This window comes from Tamlana crocina, assembly GCA_040429635.1.
Classification (GTDB): domain Bacteria; phylum Bacteroidota; class Bacteroidia; order Flavobacteriales; family Flavobacteriaceae; genus Flavisericum; species Flavisericum crocinum.
This window is the reverse complement of record CP158972.1, coordinates 674,073-692,820: the sequence shown is the minus strand read 5'-3', so window position 1 is coordinate 692,820 and position 18,748 is coordinate 674,073. Positions and strand designations below refer to the sequence as shown.

General features: G+C 39.3%; 19 protein-coding genes. 5 read left to right on the top strand and 14 right to left on the bottom strand.

Annotated elements, in window-relative coordinates:
* Window positions 1–6 precede the first annotated feature (6 nt).
* Entirely contained in the window at window positions 7–1,407 is a 1,401-nt protein-coding gene (locus ABI125_03090) for a mannosyltransferase (GenBank protein XCF06855.1), read from the top strand.
* A gap of 175 nt (window positions 1,408–1,582) precedes the next feature.
* Here ABI125_03090 and ABI125_03085 read toward each other — a convergent pair whose 3' ends face one another.
* The 9 genes from ABI125_03085 to ABI125_03045 form a co-directional block, all read right to left on the bottom strand.
* Complete coding sequence (locus ABI125_03085) at window positions 1,583–1,963, bottom strand: hypothetical protein (GenBank protein XCF06854.1); 381 nt, start codon at window positions 1,961–1,963, stop codon at window positions 1,583–1,585.
* Between the two features lie 91 nt (window positions 1,964–2,054).
* Window positions 2,055–2,840, bottom strand: a complete 786-nt coding sequence (locus tag ABI125_03080) for an RMD1 family protein (protein XCF06853.1) — start codon at window positions 2,838–2,840, stop codon at window positions 2,055–2,057.
* A 3-nt stretch (window positions 2,841–2,843) separates the two neighbouring features.
* The gene (locus ABI125_03075; protein ID XCF06852.1) at window positions 2,844–3,254 is read right to left on the bottom strand and encodes a bleomycin resistance protein; all 411 of its coding nucleotides are present in this window, start codon (window positions 3,252–3,254) and stop codon (window positions 2,844–2,846) included.
* 10 nt (window positions 3,255–3,264) lie between these two features.
* Window positions 3,265–3,486 (bottom strand): hypothetical protein, encoded by a 222-nt coding sequence (locus ABI125_03070; protein ID XCF06851.1) that lies wholly within the window; start codon window positions 3,484–3,486, stop codon window positions 3,265–3,267.
* 20 nt (window positions 3,487–3,506) lie between these two features.
* Window positions 3,507–3,830: a hypothetical protein gene (locus ABI125_03065; GenBank protein ID XCF06850.1), complete on the bottom strand. Its 324-nt coding sequence runs from the start codon at window positions 3,828–3,830 to the stop codon at window positions 3,507–3,509.
* Window positions 3,831–3,880: 50 nt separating this feature from the next.
* The gene (locus ABI125_03060) at window positions 3,881–5,416 is read right to left on the bottom strand and encodes a bifunctional GNAT family N-acetyltransferase/carbon-nitrogen hydrolase family protein (protein XCF06849.1); all 1,536 of its coding nucleotides are present in this window, start codon (window positions 5,414–5,416) and stop codon (window positions 3,881–3,883) included.
* Window positions 5,416–6,393 (bottom strand): deoxyhypusine synthase family protein, encoded by a 978-nt coding sequence (locus ABI125_03055; GenBank protein ID XCF06848.1) that lies wholly within the window; start codon window positions 6,391–6,393, stop codon window positions 5,416–5,418. The genes ABI125_03060 and ABI125_03055 overlap by 1 nt, the downstream gene beginning before the upstream one ends.
* Window positions 6,380–7,312, bottom strand: coding sequence for an agmatinase (speB, locus tag ABI125_03050; protein XCF06847.1), 933 nt, complete (start codon window positions 7,310–7,312; stop codon window positions 6,380–6,382). Before speB ends, ABI125_03055 begins: the two co-directional genes overlap by 14 nt.
* An 11-nt stretch (window positions 7,313–7,323) precedes the next feature.
* Window positions 7,324–8,778: an arginine decarboxylase gene (locus ABI125_03045; protein ID XCF06846.1), complete on the bottom strand. Its 1,455-nt coding sequence runs from the start codon at window positions 8,776–8,778 to the stop codon at window positions 7,324–7,326.
* A 592-nt stretch (window positions 8,779–9,370) separates the two neighbouring features.
* Here ABI125_03045 and ABI125_03040 point away from each other — a divergent pair.
* A complete protein-coding gene (locus ABI125_03040; protein ID XCF06845.1) occupies window positions 9,371–9,892 on the top strand; it encodes an outer membrane beta-barrel protein in 522 nt (173 codons plus the stop codon).
* A 66-nt stretch (window positions 9,893–9,958) separates the two neighbouring features.
* Here ABI125_03040 and hppD read toward each other — a convergent pair whose 3' ends face one another.
* The 5 genes from hppD to uvrC form a co-directional block, all read right to left on the bottom strand.
* The gene (gene hppD / locus ABI125_03035; GenBank protein ID XCF06844.1) at window positions 9,959–11,119 is read right to left on the bottom strand and encodes a 4-hydroxyphenylpyruvate dioxygenase; all 1,161 of its coding nucleotides are present in this window, start codon (window positions 11,117–11,119) and stop codon (window positions 9,959–9,961) included.
* Window positions 11,120–11,213: 94 nt separating this feature from the next.
* The gene (locus ABI125_03030; protein XCF06843.1) at window positions 11,214–12,371 is read right to left on the bottom strand and encodes a homogentisate 1,2-dioxygenase; all 1,158 of its coding nucleotides are present in this window, start codon (window positions 12,369–12,371) and stop codon (window positions 11,214–11,216) included.
* A 305-nt stretch (window positions 12,372–12,676) separates the two neighbouring features.
* Entirely contained in the window at window positions 12,677–14,917 is a 2,241-nt protein-coding gene (locus ABI125_03025) for a patatin-like phospholipase family protein (protein XCF06842.1), read from the bottom strand.
* Between the two features lie 22 nt (window positions 14,918–14,939).
* On the bottom strand, window positions 14,940–15,341 hold the full coding sequence (locus ABI125_03020) for a hypothetical protein (GenBank protein ID XCF06841.1): 402 nt from the start codon (window positions 15,339–15,341) through the stop codon (window positions 14,940–14,942).
* Between the two features lie 5 nt (window positions 15,342–15,346).
* Window positions 15,347–17,149, bottom strand: coding sequence for an excinuclease ABC subunit UvrC (gene uvrC, locus ABI125_03015; GenBank protein ID XCF06840.1), 1,803 nt, complete (start codon window positions 17,147–17,149; stop codon window positions 15,347–15,349).
* A 67-nt stretch (window positions 17,150–17,216) separates the two neighbouring features.
* Between uvrC and ABI125_03010 the strand changes: the two genes are divergently transcribed.
* Genes ABI125_03010 through rimK form a run of 3 tightly spaced genes read left to right on the top strand, consistent with a single transcriptional unit; the run spans window position 17,217 to window position 18,728 of the window.
* On the top strand, window positions 17,217–17,411 hold the full coding sequence (locus tag ABI125_03010) for a hypothetical protein (protein XCF06839.1): 195 nt from the start codon (window positions 17,217–17,219) through the stop codon (window positions 17,409–17,411).
* Between the two features lie 10 nt (window positions 17,412–17,421).
* Entirely contained in the window at window positions 17,422–17,844 is a 423-nt protein-coding gene (locus ABI125_03005; protein XCF06838.1) for a RimK/LysX family protein, read from the top strand.
* Window positions 17,841–18,728 (top strand): 30S ribosomal protein S6--L-glutamate ligase, encoded by an 888-nt coding sequence (rimK, locus tag ABI125_03000; protein XCF06837.1) that lies wholly within the window; start codon window positions 17,841–17,843, stop codon window positions 18,726–18,728. Before ABI125_03005 ends, rimK begins: the two co-directional genes overlap by 4 nt.
* Window positions 18,729–18,748: the final 20 nt, after the last annotated feature.

Below are 18,748 nucleotides of genomic sequence, written 5' to 3'. Positions count from 1 at the left end.
TGGATTATGCAGCCTAACACAATATTTTTTAAACTGTACAAACTCCCCTTACTCCTGGCCTTATCCTGCGGGTTTCTCTATTGGGCTTTTGCTTATGATTTAGCCAGAACGGACTACATAAAACTTTTAACGCTTTATGTGGGCTTGTTCGTCTTGTTTTACAAACTGGTCCAAATTTTCAAAAATCAAATTGCTTTTTTAAGCTATTTGGCATTTGGGTTTCGAGCTATTTTTATTTTGGCCATTCCCAACCTTTCACAAGATTTTTACCGATTTATTTGGGACGGAAGAATGATTTTTGAAGGCATTAACCCCTATTTATTTACTCCCGAATCGTTTATAAGCACCGGCGAATTTCCTATCGCCCAAGCCCAAGAACTTCACAAAGGCATGGGCGCCCTCAACGCCAGTCACTTTAGTAACTATCCTCCTATCAACCAACTATGCTTTGCCATTGCCGCTTTGTTTTCCGAAAAGAATATTTTAGGTTCGGTAGTTGTTATGCGTTTAATCATTATTGCAGCTGATTTCGGAACGCTTTTCTTTGGAAAAAAACTGCTGAAAAAATTGAATATGCCTGCCCATCATATTTTTTGGTATGTTTTGAATCCGTTTATCATCATCGAGCTCACCGGAAACCTCCATTTTGAAGGGGTGATGATTTTCTTTTTAATTTGGAGTTTGTATTTGCTCCACTCCGGAAAGTGGCAATGGTCAGCCGTAGTATTGGCACTGTCTATCTCAACCAAACTCATTCCATTGTTGTTTTTGCCTTTGTTTTTTCAGTGGTTTGTTTCGATTACGCTCAACAACCATTCGGTCACGTTCAGAAACCTTAAAGGCATAAAAAATCTTTTAATGTTTTACGCCATTATTTTTACTGTTACGTTGCTACTTTTCACCCCGTTTTTTTCTTCAGAATTTATCAGCAACTACAGCCAAACCGTAGCATTGTGGTTTCAAAATTTTGAATTTAACGCCAGCCTGTATTACATTGCCCGAGCGATCGGATATACCTTTCGGGGTTACAATGAAATTGCCATTATTGGAAAATTTACGGCTATAATCGTGTTGGTTTTTGTTTTGGCTTTATCTTTTTTTAGAAAGAACAAAACCATGGCAAAACTGATCACTGCCATGTTGTTTGCTTTGTCCTTTTATTATTTTACAGCGACAACGGTGCATCCTTGGTACCTTGCCATGCTATTAGCTTTATCGGTATTTACGAACTATAAATTTCCTTTGGCGTGGACTTTTATGATTGTTGTAAGCTATCTCGCTTACCTTAACATTAATAGCGCCAACAAATCGGAGAACCTTTGGATTATCGCTTTGGAATACACCGTGGTTTATGCTGTTTTTATTGGGGAAGTTTTTATAAAAAAGGCCTCCAAAGTGGAAGCCTAAATTTTTACAAATAGAATAAATAGCAGAACCTTTAAAAAAAACTAACTTAACAATATTCAATATGATGAGATTTCTCGACATAAGTTTATCTTGAGCGGAGTCGAAAGGCTCGAAATGACTAACATACACTTTTTTTCAACCCCAAATTTCAAAAATAAACCGAAAGCTTTAATTTCTAAACTTTCTCCAAAAGCGTAATGGTATTTATTTCTTCTTCGTCCTCATTACCGTGCTCGTCTTTAGTCACTTTTACCACTTTATTAAAGGTGATTTTAAATTTGGTGCCCACCAATTTTTCAGAAGTTAAATCAAACGTTTTTAACACATTTTCATCTACTTCTTGAAATGTTAAGGTATGTTCCTCGCCATCTTTTCCTTTGGTGACAAAGTTATAACCGTAATCTTCTTTTCCGTCGTAAGTAGCGTAAACCACAAGCCCTTCCTGATCAAGCACATTGGAACATAAAGCTTTAAGATTGTTATTCGCAACAAAGCTTGTATTCATAAAAAATAAGGCGAACAGACCGCCCAGAATCAATATTGTTTTTGTCTTCATGATTTTTATAATTTTAGTTAAAACACGGTTTTCAGCTCCAAAACACACTAAAAACCAACCTATTAAATATACATATAATTCGATTATCTTTTTAAAACCAATTGAAAAGTTTTGCCACAAACATATCAATCACTTCTATAACAATTAATATGATAATGATCCACTCCAAACGACTACTTTCCTTATGATACATGATATCTTTAAAGAGTTCCAAATTCTCTTTTATGATTTCAATACGATCATGAATCAAACGGTAACGATCGGTTAAATCGAAACAACGTTTTAAATCTTGATTAAGTTTATTGAGTTGTTCATTTTCCCAAGTACTTTCCGGTGAATCGAAAATATACAGATTCTCTGAAATTTTATTTTTCACGTTGAGTGTTTTGCCAATAAACCGTTTCAACTTATTGCCCGAAATATCCAACTTTCCCTTATCTTCAAGGTATGCGGTGTGCGCTTTGGTTTCGTTGAGCAACTCCTCGGTAATTTCAGAATAACGATCTAATGCCACAGACTGCGAGGTGTTCAGCATCACCAAACGAATCATTTCTTCATCCAAACTTGGGAGCACAATACTATCAAACTGTACTTCCATCTTGCCAGGCTCTACAATAACCTCTGCCGATTCTGATAATTTTTGTGAAAAATAATTGTTGCAAAAAGGTTCTATTTTTTGCAAAATGGAGGCTATGGCCGCATCGTCTAAATTGAAAAAGCTAACCATGCCATATTGAAATAAGTAAACAAAAGCATCTCCAGACACTTTGTAATACAGCTCATCACTATCCTGAAAAAGCAACGGCCATGGCAAATGGCCCTTACTTTCTTTTATATTGATAGTGCTGGCTACTTGATAAGCAACCGTTGTGTACACAGACTAATTCTTAAAAATATCCTGCGATTTTTTAAAGCATTTAAACTCCAACATATAGCCGTTGGGATCTTCAACAAAAAAGGAGCGGTGCTCGCCCACTTTTTCTTTTAAAAATGTAGACTCTGTAACTAAATCGAGGTTTTGTCCCTTTAGTTTTTCGTACACGGTATTCCAGGCATCTTCTTCCAATACAATTCCGAAATGGAATGACGGTAGAATTTTACCTTCGAAAACATAATTAGGACTTTGAAAATTAAACTTTCCGGCCTTAGTGAACGTAATTTGGTGGCCGTACAAATTAACATCGACCCAGTTTTGAGCCTTTCGCCCCAAAGTGGCTCCTATACCAGTATAAAAACCACTGGTATCCCTAATGCTGCTACAAGGCAGCGACAAATGAAATGCCGTTTGCATAACACATAAATTAAAGGGGTTTTAAACTTTCTACTCTGTAAATAACATCGTCGCCATCTTCGTCTTCAACAAATGTTATTTTGAATTCTTTATCAACTAAGTTTTTATCGTTTTTTAAATCGAATTGTTTCAAAACGCGTGGGTGCACCTCTTCAAAGGCCAACTCTTCACCGTTTTCAAACCAAAACTTAAAGTAACCGTTTTTGTAGGACTTAAAAACAGCGGTTCTCATAGCACTCTATTTGTTTTTAATTAATTATCGTCGTCTGAGTCTTCATCCATCATATCGGGTTCCTGTACCGCTTCTGGATCGTTGTTATCATAATCTTCGTAATCGTCTTCGTCGTAATTTTCCATCGTCATAGCCAATTTGGTACTTACCTTTACCAAATATTTGGTATCGGCCGTAGTCACTTCAACAGCTTCAATGATTTCGTTATGCTGGTTTCTGAACGATATAATGTGGTCGTCATCGTAGCCATCAGGATATTTTTCAACCAATAATGCTAAAATTTCGGGTGTTAGTTTTTTAAAATCTACAATGACACGTTTTAAATTATCATTTCTATTTTTCATCAATTTGTTTTTTAGGGTAAGTTTTCGGTTTGTTGTTCTAAAGATAGTATTTATGATGATTTTTTTCGAATAACATCATAAAAATCTTTTCTTCGATCTTTCAGGTTTTTTACTGCTCCAAAAGAGTGCAGTTCGCGCAATAAACTAATATCGACATCGGCTACCAAAATCATTTCGGTATTAGGCGTAGCTTCTGCTTTTATGCCATTACTGGGGAACGAAAAATCGCAGGGCGTAAATACGGCCGATTGCGCATATTGTATATCCATATTGTTGACATTGGGCAGATTGCCAACACTTCCAGCAATGGCCACATAACATTCGTTTTCAACGGCACGCGCTTGGGCGCACAACCTTACACGAGAATAGCCATTTTGCGTATCGGTTAAAAAGGGCACAAACAGAATGTCCATGCCTTCGTCAGCCAATAATCGTGACAATTCAGGAAATTCGGAATCGTAACAAATTAATATACCTATTTTACCGCAATCGGTATCAAAAGCCTTTAGCTCGTTGCCTCGTTGCAAGCCCCATACTTTGGCTTCATCGGGCGTTACGTGAATTTTTTCATAACGCTCTACACTGCCATCACGCTTGCATAAATAGCCCACATTATACAACTTATCGTTTACCACTTCGGGCATACTCCCGGAAATGATATTGATGTTATACGAAATGGAAAACTCCTTCAGTTTATTTACAATGGTTTCAGTGAATTTTGCCAATTCCCTAATGGCATCGGGCTCGTGCAAATGATTGAACTCAGCCATTAATGGCGCATTGAAAAATTCTGGAAACATGGCAAAATCCGACCGGTACGCCGCAACGCTATCAATAAAATACTCGGCCTGCTGCATGAGATCGTCCAAACTTTTATAAGGGCGCATTTGCCATTGAATCAACCCCAAACGCACCACCGTTTTCACCGTACTTGCTTTTTTGCTTGGCTTGGTGTAATAAATATTGTCCCACTCCATTAGCACGGCATATTCATTCGACGCTGTATCGCCTTCCAAATAACCTTTTAAAATACGTACCGGGTGAAAATCGTTGGAAATCTGAAAATTCAAAACCGGGTCGTGAATTTCCTTTTGCTTTACTTTTTCTATGTATTGCTTGGGTGTAAGATCTTTGTGTTTATGGTAATTAGGCATACGTCCGCCAAAAACGATACTTTTCAAATTCAGTTTTTCACAAACTTCCTTTCGGTAATCGTAAAGCCGGCGGCCTAAACGCAATCCTCTATACTGTGGCTTAATGAACACATCGATACCATACAGTACATCGCCATCGGGATCGTGATTTTTAAACGATTCGCCTTCAATAATATCGTTGTACGTGTGGTCGTCGTCAATACTATCGAAATCTACAATAAGCGAAAGCGCACAACCCGCAATATCGCCATCCACCAAAATAACCACCTGCCCTTCCGGGAACATGGAGGTTAATTTTTCGATGTGGTGTTTTTTCCAATAGGAATTGAGCACCCCGCCGTACGATTCTAAAGTAGCTACTTTAAGTTCTTCAAAATCATCAACGGTTAAGTACCGAAGCTCAACGTTTTCTATGTTTTCAATTTTAGACATTACCAGCCCAATAAATATGCAAAAATTAACGGTGCTACAATGGTAGCATCACTCTCTACGATAAACTTCGGGGTATCGATATCCAACTTTCCCCAAGTTATTTTTTCGTTTGGAACAGCCCCGGAATACGACCCGTAACTGGTGGTACTGTCGCTAATTTGGCAAAAGTAGCTCCAGAACGGCGTATCGGTACGCTCCATATCTTGATATAACATAGGCACGACACAAATCGGGAAATCACCGGCAATGCCGCCACCTATTTGAAAGAATCCAATACCTTTTTCTGAATTATCGGTGTACCAATCGGCCAAAAAGGTCATGTATTCAATACCCGATTTCATGGTGCTAACCTTCAATTCGCCTTTCAACACATAGCTCGCGAAAATATTCCCCATGGTACTGTCTTCCCAACCTGGGCATACAATAGGCAAGTTTTTTTCGGCCGCAGCGTACATCCACGAATCTTTTATATCAATTTCGTAATATTCTTCCAACACGCCAGAAAGCAGCATTTTGTACATATATTCATGTGGCAGGTAACGCTCGCCTTTATCATCGGCTTCTTTCCAAATATCGAAAATATGTTTTTGTAAACGACGGAAGGCTTCTTCCTCTGGAATACAAGTATCGGTTACACGGTTCAATCCTTTTTCGAGCAAATCCCACTCTTCCTTCGGCGTTAAATCACGATAATTAGGCACACGTTTGTAATGCGAATGTGCTACCAAATTCATGATATCTTCTTCCAAATTGGCTCCGGTACAAGAAATAATCTGCACTTTATCCTGACGAATCATTTCTGCAAAGCTTTTGCCCAACTCGGCAGTACTCATGGCTCCCGCCAGCGACACTAACATTTTTGCACCGTTATTTAGTTGCGCCTCGTAACCTTTGGCGGCATCTACCAAAGCGGCAGAATTAAAATGCAAATAGTGTTTTTCTATAAATTGGGAAATCGGTCCTTTAGTAGTTGTCATCGTCATTAAATTTTAAGTTATTGTTTTTCTGCGCCGAGTTATCGTAAGTGTTGTTGTATTCATCGTCCACTTCTTCATCCAAAAATTTATAGCTCAACATTTTATAGTATAGTTTGGCTGCTAAAAAATCGGACGACTTTTCTTTTTTATTGGGGCAAAGCTCCACAATATCGAACCCTACAACATTCTTTTCTGCAAATACTTGCTTTAAAAATTCTAAAGTTTCGTACCAAAGTAATCCACCAGGTTCGGGTGTTCCGGTGCTTGGCATGATTGACGGATCAAAGGCATCCAAATCGAACGTGATAAAAACATTATCCGTCATTTGATCAATGGCCGAATCCATCCAAGTATCATCCACCGCCATATCATGGGCAAAATAGGTTTTCTCCTCGTCCATTACGGTTTTTTCCATAATATCCATAGAACGGATGCCCACTTGAATCAAGTTCGTGGTTTGGCTAGCTTCATAAACCGCACAGGCATGGTTACATGTAGTCCCTTCGTATTCTTTTCTCAAATCGGCATGCGCATCAATATGCAACACCGTTAAGTTCGGATACATCTCGTTGAAGGCACGAATGGTGCCAATAGAAATGGAATGTTCGCCACCAAAAACAGTCACGAATTTATTTTTTTTGATGTATTTTTTTGTGACTTGATGCACCGCTTCAACCATAGCCTCTGGCGAACTATTTTCAGTTACCGCATCGGCCAAAAACACACCTTGTTGATACACTTCGGTACCGGTTTCAATATCGTAAAGCTCCATATTCTCTGAAGCATTTAAAAAGGCATCTGGACCTTTATCAGCTCCCTTTTGCCAAGTACTCGTACCGTCATAAGGCACGGGAATTAAAACAATTTTTGCACGTTCTAATTTTGCAAATTCTTCTGGAATCCCAGCGTAAGTTTTCATCTAATTCGTAATTATTGTTTTTCGGAAGTTTCAAATTCGTCAACCTCAACTTCAGTTAATCCGTTTTGACCATTTTGATACCCTAATATTTTTAGTAAATCTTCACTTTTTTGTTGTTCGCTAAACAGCCTTGTGGTTAGCTTTCCGTTTTCGTCCCTATCGATTAAAATATGTTTGGGAGATGGAATTAAACAGTGTTGCAAACCGCCAAAACCACCAATGGTTTCTTGGTATGCGCCCGTATTGAAAAACCCAATGTACAAGGGTTTATCTTTGTTATACTTGGGTAAGTAAATGGCATTCATGTGCTGTTCGCTGTTGTAATAATCATCGCTATCGCAAGTCAATCCACCCAAAAGTACACGCTCGTAAGTGTCTTGCCAACGGTTAACCGACAACAAAATAAAGCGCTTATTAATCGCCCAAGTATCTGGTAAGGTGGTTATGAACGACGAGTTAATCATGTTCCATTTTTCGCGGTCGTTTTGCTGTTTTTGGTACAGCACCTCGTAAATAGCCCCGCCACTTTCACCAACGGTAAAGCTTCCAAACTCGGTAAAGATATGTGGCACATCAACTTCTTCCTCTTCGCAGGTGAGTTTAATTTGATTGATAATTTCATCAATCATGTATTCATAATCAAACTCGAACGCCAATGAATTTTTTATCGGGAAACCGCCACCAATGTTAAGGCTATCCAGCGACGGACAAATCTTTTTCAAACTGATGTACACCTTTAAACACTTCAGCAATTCGTTCCAATAATAAGCATTATCGCGAATACCGGTATTTATGAAAAAGTGAAGCATTTTAAGTTCAACTTTTTTATTTCCGGCAATCTGGTTTTTGTAAAACGGCACAATGTTTTTGTAACCAATACCCAAACGTGAGGTGTAAAACTCAAATTTTGGCTCTTCTTCCGAAGCAATGCGGATGCCTACTTTAAACTTGCCCTTTATTTCTTTTGAAAGCAAATCCATTTCCTCGTAATTATCAATAATGGGAATGGCATTTTTATGTCCGCTGTTAATCAAACGTGCAATGTTGGTAACATACTGCGCACGTTTAAAACCATTACTGATTACAAAAGTATCGTTGCTAATTTTGCCCTCCTTTTTCAGACTTTCCACAATGTCGATATCGAAAGCCGAAGAGGTTTCAATATGTATATCGTTCTTCAGCGCCTCGTCCATCACATGCTTAAAATGCGAGCTTTTGGTACAGTAGCAATAGTTGTATTTGCCTTTGTAATCGTGCTTTTTAATGGCATTGGCAAACCAAGTTTTGGCCCTGTTGATGTTGTTCGAAATTTGTGGCAGGTACGTAAATTTTAACGGTGCGCCATACTGTTTTGTAAGTTGCATTAAATCGATATCGTGAAAATGCAACTGTCCTTTATCAACCTTAAATTCTTCCTGGGGAAAATCGTAAGTTTGATTGATTAAATCAATATATTTTGTATTCAATTTATTTTTTATTTAGAAATTAAAGATGTAATTACTAGGTTAATTACAGGTTAAGTTAATAAAAAATAAACAATATCAAATTTGAATTTCGCGTTGGGTGGTAGGTACAAAGGCATATTGATGCTGTACAGCATATATTGGCGAAACGGAAGTTAGCTTTAAAATCCGGTTGCTTAAACGGTAAGCTGCTTTTGAATATGACTTCCTAATTTTCAAAAGCCCGAACGTAGAAACAGATTTCAATTTGTTCAGCTAAAAAAGTGCGACAAATGTAAATTATTTTTTAACATGTGAAACTTTTTTTAAAATTTTTTTAAAATTATGTTTAAACCTACTTCCCTTTAATTATCAACCTGTTACATATTCAAAATACTAAAACCAAATCTAAAATGGGCTGGCGGAGCGCTTATATTGGGCAAAGCAGAAGGAATAGGCACAAGCTGAAGTATTGTGGACGAATGTATTGATTGCCCCCATAGCTACCCGAGTCACTACAGTTCTTAATCCTACCCATTTCAAAAAATTTCAAAAAAAACTGCTCACATTTCCATTTTGGGCCGATGTACATTTATAACCATTAAAAACAAATACTATGTTACGAAAAACATTTAGCCTTTTCATTATTTTTTTAATTGCAGCAAGCGCCCAAGCCCAAGAACTAAATTTGGCCGCCACAGCAGGCTACCTGAACCTCAATTCAATATTTAAGGTAGATGGCGAAAAACGGGATTTAGATTTTGATAGCAGCGGATTTTATATTGGCGCCCAAAGCGAATTTGAACTTACCGACGAGATAAACCTAAAACCTGAACTACTCGTTGCCATAAACAACGAGGGCAACACCCTTTATCTTGGCCTTTTGGGCGGTTATGAAATTACAGATGAATTTAGCGTTTTAGCAGGGCCTTCTATTAATTACCTGCTGGAGGAAGTTGTTGACAATTACAGCAAACTTGGTGTTTTCATGACCTTTGGGGCAGAATATAGCTTTACCGAAAAAATCTATGCTCAAGCCAAGTACGGCGTGCAGCTGAACAATTTTTATACTGGCACCGCAGACCTTAGTTCAAAAATCAATTTTTTACTTTTTGGGGTGGGATATAAATTTTTATAGTTGTTTTTGTTAGTCAAGTTGAAAGGCATGTTTACGAATAAACTAAACATGCCTTTCTTTTTTAGCCTACAAAGTGCCTCTATTGGCCTGTTCGCGCTCAATGGCTTCAAAAAGCGCTTTAAAATTTCCTGCGCCAAAACCACGTGCACCCATCCGTTGGATGATTTCAAAAAACAAAGTCGGTCTATCCTCAACAGGTTTGGTGAAAATTTGCAACAAATAGCCCTCCTCGTCGGCATCAATCATAATGCCCAAATTTTTTAAGGTTTCAATATTTTCACGTAATTGGTGGCTGTGTTCTTCCAAACGCCCTGGGGTGGCTTTATAATATGCTTCGGGTGGTTTCGATAAAAATTCAACACCCCGCCGCCTTAATTGCGACACCGTGTTAATGATATCATCGGTTGCCACAGCGATATGCTGCACGCCTGCACCTTCGTAAAAATCGAGGTATTCTTCAATTTGCGATTTCTTTTTGCCTTTGGCAGGTTCGTTAATGGGGAATTTTATGCGTCCGTTACCATTGCTCATTACTTTACTCATTAATGCAGAGTATTCGGTGTGAATCTGTTTATCATCAAACGACAAAAAGTTTTCAAAACCCATCACATCTTCGTACCATTTTACCCATTTATTCATCTGCCCCCAACCCACATTACCAACCATATGGTCGATATATTTCAAGCCAACCGGCGAAGGATTATAGTCGGATTTCCACGCTCTGAATCCCGGTAAAAATGTGCCTTTGTAATTTTTTCGTTCTACAAACATATGCACCGTTTCTCCGTAGGTATAAATCCCTGAACGGACTACTTCGCCGTGTTCGTCTTCTTCAACGGTTGGCTTCATATACGATTTTGCACCTCGGCTTGTGGTTTCCTCGTAGGCTTTTCGTGCGTCTTCCACCCAAAGGGCGATGACTTTAACGCCATCGCCATGTTTTACAATATGCTCATTTATGGGCGATTTGCTATTCAACGGCGTAGTCAACACCAATTTGATTTTATCTTGCTTCAGCACATAGCTCACCGAGTCTTTCGAGCCCGTTTCGAGCCCTCTGTAGGCATACGACTGAAACCCAAAAGCCGTTTTATAAAAGTGCGCGGCTTGTTTGGCATTGCCCACGTAAAATTCAACGTAATCGGTTCCCAAAAGCGGCAGAAAGTCCTGTGCGCCTTCAAATATTTTTTCGAGTCCGTAGTTTACTGATTTTATGTCTTTACTCATTTGTTTTGATTTTCATTCCCGCGAAGGCGGGAATCTTATAGTTTAAAACTCAATTCCAATTCAATATAGAACCTATCTTCACAAGAAATTCAACTTATTCCAACCACGACTTAAAATAACTCTCATCGGCAATTTTCATGGCTTCTTCGGTTACTTTTAGCGGTTTAAAGGTATCGACCATCACGGCAAGCTCTTCGGTTTTTGTTTTCCCAATGCTGCGTTCGGTGGCTCCTGGATGTGGGCCGTGGGGAATGCCGGCGGGATGCAACGAAATATGCCCGGCCTCGATATCGTTTCGGCTCATAAAATCGCCATCTACATAGTACAGCACCTCGTCGCTATCAATGTTACTGTGGTTGTAGGGTGCTGGAATGGACTGTGGATGGTAATCGTAGAGCCGCGGCACAAAGCTGCACACCACAAAAGCATCGGTTTCAAATGTTTGGTGTACTGGTGGTGGCTGGTGGATGCGCCCCGTAATAGGCTCAAAATCGTGGATTGAAAACGCATACGGATAATTATAGCCATCATAACCCACCACGTCAAACGGATGGGATGCATACACCATCTCGATGATATCGTTTTGCTTTTTCACCTTGATTAAAAATTCGCCATTTTCGTTATGGGTTTCCAATTCCTGTGGGCAACGGATATCGCGCTCACAATACGGAGCGTGCTCTAACAACTGCCCAAACCAATTTCGGTATCGTTTTGGGGTGTAAATGGGGCGGTGGGATTCCACAATGAACAACCGGTTATCTTCCGTTTCAAAATCCATTTTATAAATAATTCCACGTGGCACCAATAGATAATCACCATATTTAAAATCGAGATTACCAAGATGTGTTCTTAATTTTCCCGAGCCTTTGTGGATAAAAATCAATTCGTCGGCATCGGTGTTTTTATAAAAATAATCGGTTATTGATTTTTTGGGTGCCGCCAATATGATTCCACAATCGCTGTTGAACAAAATGGTTTTTCGGCTGTCGAGATAATCGTTTTCGGGCTTTACCTGAAAGCCTTTGAATCGGTACGATTGAATGTTATTGGCCTTGGCAATTTTTGGAGCCACACTATACTGGTTTCTAATTTCCTTGACCTGCGTGGGGCGCTGCTCGTGGTAGCTGTTAGTAGACATACCATCGAAACCAATGGTACCGAACAACTGCTCGTAATACAAACTGCCGTCGGGCTTTCTGAATTGCGTGTGGCGCTTGTGCGGAATGTTTCCTAATTTATGATATATGGGCATTTTCGTTTAGTTTAGTTTAGATCTGCTCATCGTTCGGGAAAGCCTAAACTACGAGCAACAATAGATTAACAATCAACTATATAAAGATACTAAAATTAAGGAGACTCCTGTTTGATCATTTAGTTTAGCCGAAATACAAACAAGAACAACAAAATGCTGACTTATTCAGGATTTCTCTTGATAAGGAAATGAAGAAATTGCAATAAGTCTTTCCAAAAAGGTTTCATAACTTAACAAATATCGGAAAAAATTTTCATTCAATGAAACCACGAAATAAATTCAATTCAAAGCAAGTTCAGAAACCATCAAAACCAAAAACCAATATTAAAAAACCATTTGCCCTGGCCGTTTTCGGGCGAATAACTGTATTTGGCCTGAACGGGACCTAAAAAGGTTTCAATGGCGTAACCCAGCGCATAACCCCTATAATCGGGTAAGGTAAACCATTCCCCAGTATCGAAAATATTATCGTCAATATTCGCCCAATTGCCCTCTAAAGTAATGTGATGCTTTTTTATGATTTCGTAATCGGCCACCATCAGTGCCTTCACATAGCTGTTTCCTGTAAGTGAAATAAAATCGTACCCAAAAAAGGGCACAAAATTGTTTATTAAATTATTGCCATATCCGCCCAAAGCAAAATCTAAAGTTTGGGTAGATTTATCGCCCAATTTGAATCCGCCACTGGTTTGTAAGTTGAACGACAATTTATCTGAAACACTAAAAGCATAGCCCATATCGGCCTTGGCTATGGAGAAACTTTTAAAGTTTTCAACAAAATGAGAAGCATGAAAATAAATATTTAAGTGCCCATTAAAGTATAAGCCCTTTTTCGGAAAATATATATTATCGTAAGTATCGAGTTTTAGGTTTCCGAATAAACTGAAATAATCGGTATTTTCGAATAAAAATTCGTCATCAGGGTTATTGCCCGAAATAGTTTCCGAATCAATTTCCAAACGTTTGTGCTCGGCACCCATACTCAACGAAAAATCGCGTCTAAACAGTGTTTGCAAATAAAACTGATTGGTTTGATCTTTAAGCTTTACACCTATTTTATTCAATCCCGTTGCCGTTATTTCCTCTTCATTCAACAAAAGCTGGGCATTTATGTTTTTATTGAATTGATTGTACCGCGAACGCAAACCAATACTCCAATAAAACCCTTTGTCAATTAAATAATCAAAATTATAGCGCACGTTATCACCAAGAATAACATCAAGCGAAGCCACATCGTTTTTAAAGAATAAGCGTTTTTGGGTTAAATTTACCAAAGCGGCACTTTTGTACAACTCATCGTAGTGGATGCCCAATTTCAAAAAGGTATTCACCTGAGACTCTTTAATATTTGCCATAAAACTGTATTCTCCGGCATTTTCCGTACGCTTTAATTCGTACTGAAACACATCGAAATTATTGGTGGCCACCACATTGTAAATACCTTCGTTAAAATCTTTGTAGCTTATTTTTTCATCGGTTTTTAATTTCAGTTTTCCTAAAATATATGCCCGGGTGTAGTTTTCGTTCCCTGCAATTTCAAAATTTTTAATGCTTATGCTATCGATTGGTTTTTTGAGAAACGGTTGTTTATTTCCACTATTTTTGGATGCCAAGGTTCTCAATACATTCAACTTAAACCATGCTGCTTCTTGTCCTTCGTCTATTATTTTATCGCCCTCGTCAAACGAAATCACATTAAAATCTTTGATATTGGGCTTTATGTAAACATCGGTTTTTGGAGCCTTTTCCTTCATGGCGTTAATGGTACGAAAATTATTGATTTGAATCAGTACATCGGGCGCCGAAGCCAGTTCTTCCCTGTTGGACAAACCGTCCTGAACATCTACCCCAATAATAACATCCATGCCTTTGTTGCGCAGCTCATCAATAGGGTAATTGTTCACCACTCCGCCATCAATCAAAATTTTATCGTCGATAATCACCGGCTGAAATAGCGAAGGCAGCGCACCACTGGCCACCATCGATTGTGCCAGATTTCCTTTATCCAACACCACTTGTTCGCCCGTTTCCATGTTGGTAGCTATGCAGAAAAACGGAATGGGCAGTTTATCAAAATCTTGAATATGGCTAACGTTTAACGCCAATTTTAAAAGTAAACCATACACATTGTGGCCTCTCGACAAGGCCGAAGGCAACTTTACCTTAAACTTATTAAACGGCAAGGTAACGGCATAGCGTTCTGAATTATCGCGCTCGTAAAAGGCTTTCGATTCGCGGGGCAAATCGTCGTTTATAATATTATCGAAATCGACTTCCTGAAAAATGGAATCGAGCTGCTTGCCGGTGTACCCCGAAGCGTAAAGCCCACCAATTATTGCCCCCATACTGGTGCCCGCCACGTAATCGACCTTTATGCCCAAACTATCAATCACCTTTAAAACCCCAATATGTGCCAAGCCTTTTGCACCTCCACCACTTAACACCAAACCTACTTTAGGCTTAGTATTCTCTGGATTATTGTTTTGCGCTTTCGCGGAAAATAGCGTGAGAAGACTTAGAATTAATATGACAAAGTAGGTTTTCAATGTAACCGATTTTAAGTTTGCCCTATTTAAAATGAGCTCCGGGCAATTCGTGCTTTTCAATAATTTTGTTCAAACGAGTTAGCGATGTGTTTTCTATTACTTTTGTATCAATTCTCAACTCCGTGCTTTGGGCTTGTAATATATATTCCCCTGCAAATATTTTGAAATACTCAACCTCACTAAATTTTAGTGCTTTACCAAATACGCCATGCTTTTTGATAACATTGTTGTCAATAGTTAAATATTGGTTTATATACTCATAGATAAACTGCAGCAAATACATCAACGAGATAACACAATAACCATAGTCTGTCCAAGCTATTTTTTCTTCATTTGCCAAATGGAAAACCGCAAAAACCAACCATACAACACCAATTACTAAATTGGAATACAACCGCTTCTTTTTATATTTAATCTTTATCATTTGAGTTATTTTACTTCGTTCCCATGATAATAATCATAAACCTTTTTAGCACGCGACACCCCGACCACATCTTCCAATTCGTCTAGTTTGGCATGTGCTACGCGTTTGGCCGATTTAAACTTTTTGAGCAACTCCACTACCGTTTTTTCGCCCACCCCCGGAATGGTTTCCAACTCGGTATTCAACGCACTTTTACTCCGTTTGTTACGGTGGTGCTCAATACCAAAACGGTGCGCTTCGTTTCGCAACTGCTGGATCACTTTTAGCGTTTCGCTTTTCTTATCTAAATATAAGGGAATTGGATCATTTGGGTAAAATAATTCTTCCAAACGTTTGGCAATTCCGATAATGGCAATTTCACCTCTTAAATTGAGCGCATCGAGACTTTTTAAAGCCGATGACAACTGCCCTTTCCCACCATCAATAATGATGAGTTGCGGCAAGGGTTGCTCTTCGTCCAAAAGGCGTTTGTAACGGCGATACACCACCTCTTCCATCGAAGCGAAATCGTCTGGCCCTTCTACCGTTTTAATATTAAAATGGCGGTAGTCTTTTTTACTGGGTTTGCCGTTTTTAAAAACTACGCAAGCGGCCACGGGGTTGGTGCCCTGAATATTCGAATTGTCGAAACACTCGATATGCCGCGGCTCTTCACTAAGCCTTAAATCGGCTTTCATTTGCGACATAATACGGTTGGCGTGCCTATCGGGGTCTACAATCTTTATTTGTTTGAAGCGCTCCATCCTAAAATATTTGGCGTTACGGAGCGATAGATCCAAAATGTGTTTTTTATCGCCCAACTTCGGAACGGTGACTTTCAAATCCTCTCCCAAATCGACTTTAAAAGGCACATAAATTTCTTTCGATTTTGAATTAAAGCGTTGCCTGATTTCGGTAATGGCCAACTCCAACAATTCTTTGTCGGTTTCGTCGAGTTTCTTTTTAATTTCGAGTGTGTGCGCCCGAATGATGGAACCATAGGACAGTTGTAAAAAATTGATATAGCCATAACTTTCGTCGCTCACAATCGCAAACACATCGACATTGCTGATCTTTGGGTTTACCACGGTCGATTTGGCCTGGTAATTTTCCAGAACCTCCAGTTTTTCCTTTATTTTTTGGGCTTCCTCAAACTGCATGTTGTTAGCAAAATCGAGCATTTGCACTTTAAACTGCTGTAGCGAATCCTTAAAATTTCCTTTTAAAATTTCTTTAATCGCTTTTATGTTTTCGTTGTATTCGGTTTCAGATTCCAAGCCTTCGCACGGGCCTTTACAATTGCCCAAATGGTACTCCAAACACACTTTGTACTTTCCGGCATCCACTTTTTCTTCCGAAAGGTTATAATTGCAAGTGCGTAAACTGTACAGCCCTTTTATTAAATCGAGCAGTGTATGCACGGTTTTACCGCTGGTGTACGGACCAAAATATTCGCTACCGTCCTTAAAAACGCGACGGGTAGAAAATACCCGTGGGAAACGTTCGTTTTTTATGCAAACCCACGGATAGGACTTATCGTCCTTCAGCATTACATTGTAGCGCGGCTGGTACTTCTTTATAAAGTTATTTTCCAGCAGCAGCGCATCGGTTTCGGTATCGACCACAATGTGCTTTATTTTGGCTATTTTCTTAACCAGCACCCGCGTTTTTCCGCTATCGTGGGTTTTATTGAAATAAGAACTGACCCGTTTTTTTAAATTCTTGGCTTTACCAACGTAAATAATAGTGCCTTCTTTATCGTAATATTGGTACACTCCGGGCAGGCTGGGCAGGGTTTTTATCTGTATCTCTAAATTGGGGGTATCCATTGTTGTAAAGGTAATTATTTTAATTTTTCCATTCGTAAAATCAACTCCGAATAAATGCTTATATTTTATGAAAGTTTTTGGCCGATGGATTAATTATTTATCTACATTGCGCCACTTTTTGAAAAACCTAAACAAACAGGCAAAAAGTTTGAAGCCGCGCCGTAAAATGCGGGCTGGCGCGTTAGGGATAGAGGCATTGTTGGAGCTCTCCTTTTTTTGGGAAGCGACTGCCGAAAGCCCGGCCAACGCCAAAAAAAAATGAAAAAATTAAAATGAAAAAAATTATAGGACGTGTTGATATTGTTGATTTCCCGAAACTGGGACTCTTTAATATTGACGTAAAAATTGACACCGGGGCTTACACCTCGGCCATCCATTGCTCGAAAATTATCGAGGAAAACAATACGCTGCGCTGCATTTTTAACAGCAAAACCCATAAAAACTTCGGTAAGACCGAAATTGTTTTCGAGGAATTTTCGAGAACCGACGTGAAAAGCAGCAACGGATTTAAGGAAAACCGCTATAAAGTAAAATCTGAAGTGGTATTTTTTGGAAAAACGTACAAGATTAACTTAACTTTAAGCACTAGAGACGATATGAGGTTTCCTGTTTTGATTGGCAGGCAGTTTTTAAAACAAAAATTTTTGGTTGATGTAGATCAGGAAAACCTTTCGCACCTAACAAGCAAAGCATGAACATAGTTATTCTGTCTAGAAACAACCAACTGTATTCCACCGAAAGGCTTATTGAAGAAGGCGAAAAACGGGGACATAAAGTTGAAGTGATCGATCCGCTGAAATGCGATATCATCATCGAAAAGGAAAAACCTACCATTTATTACAAAGACCGTTATTTGGATTACGTTGACGCCATTATACCACGTATTGGCGCCTCGGTAACCTTTTATGGCTGTGCCGTGGTGCGGCAGTTTGAAATGATGGGGGTTTTTACCATTTGCACCTCTGATGCAATACAACGTTCGCGCGATAAACTACGCAGTTTACAGCGTTTGAGCAAAGCTGGAATTGGCATGCCTAAAACGGTATTTACCAATTACTCGCGCGATGTTGAGGAAGTGATTGAACATGTTGGCGGTACGCCCGTAATCATTAAATTATTGGAAGGCACACAAGGTTTGGGCGTGGTTTTGGCCGAAACGAAGAATGCGGCCGAATCGGTTTTGGAAGCCTTTAACGGACTCCAGGCCCGAGTTATCGTTCAGGAATTTATTAAAGAAGCTGGTGGTGCTGACTTGCGAGCTTTGGTTGTTGACGGACAAGTGGTAGGTGCGATGAAACGCCAAGGCAAGGAAGGCGAATTCCGTTCGAACTTGCACCGTGGCGGACAAGCCAACATCATCAAACTGAGTCATGATGAGCTGAAACTGGCCATGAATGCCTCGCGTGCTTTAAAACTACCAGTTTGTGGTGTGGATATGTTGCAATCGGCCAGAGGGCCTTTGTTATTGGAAGTGAATTCCACCCCAGGCTTGGAAGGCATTGAAGCTGCCACGGGCCGAAATATAGCCAAGGCCATTATAAGATATATTGAAAAAAACGTACCGCAAACCACCGAATAATTGAAAGCCAAAGCTTTGGA

Coding starts and splice junctions, on each gene's coding strand:
- ABI125_03090 (XCF06855.1), top strand. CDS start 7: ATGCAGCCTAACACAATATTTTTTAAACTGTACAAACTCCCCTTACTC.
- ABI125_03060 (XCF06849.1), bottom strand. CDS start 5,416: ATGTCTAAAATTGAAAACATAGAAAACGTTGAGCTTCGGTACTTAACC.
- uvrC (XCF06840.1), bottom strand. CDS start 17,149: ATGGATACCCCCAATTTAGAGATACAGATAAAAACCCTGCCCAGCCTG.
- rimK (XCF06837.1), top strand. CDS start 17,841: ATGAACATAGTTATTCTGTCTAGAAACAACCAACTGTATTCCACCGAA.
- ABI125_03055 (XCF06848.1), bottom strand. CDS start 6,393: ATGACAACTACTAAAGGACCGATTTCCCAATTTATAGAAAAACACTAT.
- speB (XCF06847.1), bottom strand. CDS start 7,312: ATGAAAACTTACGCTGGGATTCCAGAAGAATTTGCAAAATTAGAACGT.
- ABI125_03010 (XCF06839.1), top strand. CDS start 17,217: ATGAAAGTTTTTGGCCGATGGATTAATTATTTATCTACATTGCGCCAC.
- ABI125_03005 (XCF06838.1), top strand. CDS start 17,422: ATGAAAAAAATTATAGGACGTGTTGATATTGTTGATTTCCCGAAACTG.
- ABI125_03040 (XCF06845.1), top strand. CDS start 9,371: ATGTTACGAAAAACATTTAGCCTTTTCATTATTTTTTTAATTGCAGCA.
- ABI125_03065 (XCF06850.1), bottom strand. CDS start 3,830: ATGAAAAATAGAAATGATAATTTAAAACGTGTCATTGTAGATTTTAAA.
- ABI125_03030 (XCF06843.1), bottom strand. CDS start 12,371: ATGCCCATATATCATAAATTAGGAAACATTCCGCACAAGCGCCACACG.
- hppD (XCF06844.1), bottom strand. CDS start 11,119: ATGAGTAAAGACATAAAATCAGTAAACTACGGACTCGAAAAAATATTT.
- ABI125_03075 (XCF06852.1), bottom strand. CDS start 3,254: ATGCAAACGGCATTTCATTTGTCGCTGCCTTGTAGCAGCATTAGGGAT.
- ABI125_03085 (XCF06854.1), bottom strand. CDS start 1,963: ATGAAGACAAAAACAATATTGATTCTGGGCGGTCTGTTCGCCTTATTT.
- ABI125_03070 (XCF06851.1), bottom strand. CDS start 3,486: ATGAGAACCGCTGTTTTTAAGTCCTACAAAAACGGTTACTTTAAGTTT.
- ABI125_03020 (XCF06841.1), bottom strand. CDS start 15,341: ATGATAAAGATTAAATATAAAAAGAAGCGGTTGTATTCCAATTTAGTA.